1 protein-coding gene is annotated in these 1,811 nt (G+C 58.1%); it reads right to left on the bottom strand.

Annotated features, from left to right (window positions below; all coding sequences use genetic code 11):
• Window positions 1-23 precede the first annotated feature (23 nt).
• Window positions 24-1,760 (bottom strand): IS3 family transposase, encoded by a 1,737-nt coding sequence (locus tag OVO38_RS12355; protein WP_267208694.1) that lies wholly within the window; start codon window positions 1,758-1,760, stop codon window positions 24-26.
• Between the last annotated feature and the right edge of the window lie 51 nt (window positions 1,761-1,811).

The raw sequence follows: 1,811 nt of genomic DNA, 5'->3' as shown, positions 1-1,811 counted from the left end.
CCCGTGGGCTTGTGTGTTGTTGTTTAGACTCCAAGTGCTTGGCGGTGTTCGGCGATGGTGGCATAGCCGTTGCCTAGCGTCGACTTCAGCCTGGTGTGGGTGTAGAAGTCGATGTAGTTGTCAATATAGTCTCGCATTTGTGCCACCGTCATCTTTTTGGTGGCGGGTCTGCCTTTGAGGAGTTCTTGTTTCATCGTGCCGAAGAACCCCTCGGTGCGCGCGTTATCACCACTTGTGCCTTTCCGTGACAGTGACGGGATGTATCGCCACCGCCTCTGGCACCATTCCCCTGTGGCGCATGCCTTGCACCCGGTGATGTTGTGGGCGTGGTCGGTAATCAGGTTGACCCAGCGTGTGCTGCGGTAGAGCCCTCCACGATCCGAGTGCAGGATCGGTTGCGCCTCAGCAGGTTTTACCGCGTCGATCCGTTCAATCATCCCGGCAACCAGCTCATGGTTTGGCGTTTGTGACATGGTCACAGCAATGGGCATCCCGTCGAAGAAGTCGATGGCTGCTGACAAGTAGAGCCTGCCGTCACTGCAGCGGATTTCGCTGACATCGGTACCAATTTTCTGCCAAGGTTGATCCGCGTGAAAATCATGGGTCAACCCCTTACTGTGCGCATACCGGGTGAAATACTGCGAGTGCGCCACCTCAGGGCGGGCAAGGGTATGTGTCTCATTAGCAGGGCGCTCGTTATCGCCAATGAGCAGCAGGTTTGCCGGGCGGTGCGCGGTCTCGCCGGTGTATGAGGAGTACTTCGTGGATGCTTTTGCTGGTGGGTGGCAGCCGAGTGCGTCCATCAGCTCACGCACAATTTTTTCCGATATGCGATGCCCACCGCGAACAAGCCACGCGTGGATGCGCCGGTAGCCGTAGCTTTGCCCGCACTCATCGACTGCCTGGCGGATGAGGACTTTGTACTTGTCGCGGCGTGCCTTGCGTTTTGCCACACTGCGTTGGTGTTTGCCCTGGTGGTGATAAAACGTTGACTGCGCAATCCCGGCAAGCGCGCATGCTTTGGCAATACTGATGTGGTGGGTGTCCGTAAGGGCGCAGACCACAGCAGCTTTCGCAGCTATAGACAATGCACCATCACGGACGAGGGCTTTTCCCGATGCATCACCGCAGCCCTGGGTGTGTTCGCTGCCGCCCATGAGCACTTCAATGATCGCGTCTTTGACCGCTTGGCGTTCGCGTTCCTTGGCGAGGAGTTTCTTTAACTCTGCAGGGTCATCAGGCAGCGCATCCATATCAGGGACAGGACCTGGGCCTGGCAACCAGGAATCTACTGGTGCCGGGCGAGGCGAGGCGTTGTGCTTATCAGCGATGCGCTGTTGCTGTTTGGTGCGTTTGCTTCTGCGATCTTTGCTCACACGCTCCATTGTGATCGCATAGACCTCGTCGAACGGCAGCGACGCGGCAGCGGCAACCTCTTGCGCGTCGGGCCAGTACCGCGAAGTCCATTTCCGCACTGACCCACTGGCGACGCCAACTTGGTCGCCGATAATTGCAAACGACTGTGTTGAGGTCACACGACGTGCAACCGCATCAGCGACTGTTTCCGGGGCATGCATACCCGGCTGCGGGCTAAGAGGGCGACCGTGACGTCTTTGCCTGACCCATAACCCGACCGTTGACCGAGAAGGGCGTTGGCCATAGCTTTCTTCCAGCCAATCGCCGATGCGCTTGTACGGCATGCCGTCAAGAAACTTATCAACTGCTTGCTCCCGGATCTCACGGGGAAAATGCGCGGACATCAGAAACCCTCTCCGCCCCCGGGGACACTCCAACTATTTGTCCGCGGTCCC

The organism is Corynebacterium sp. Marseille-P8863, assembly GCF_946902955.1.
GTDB lineage: Bacteria > Actinomycetota > Actinomycetes > Mycobacteriales > Mycobacteriaceae > Corynebacterium > Corynebacterium gottingense.
Note: the sequence above shows the minus strand (reverse complement) of the source record. Positions and strands in the feature narration are given on the sequence as shown.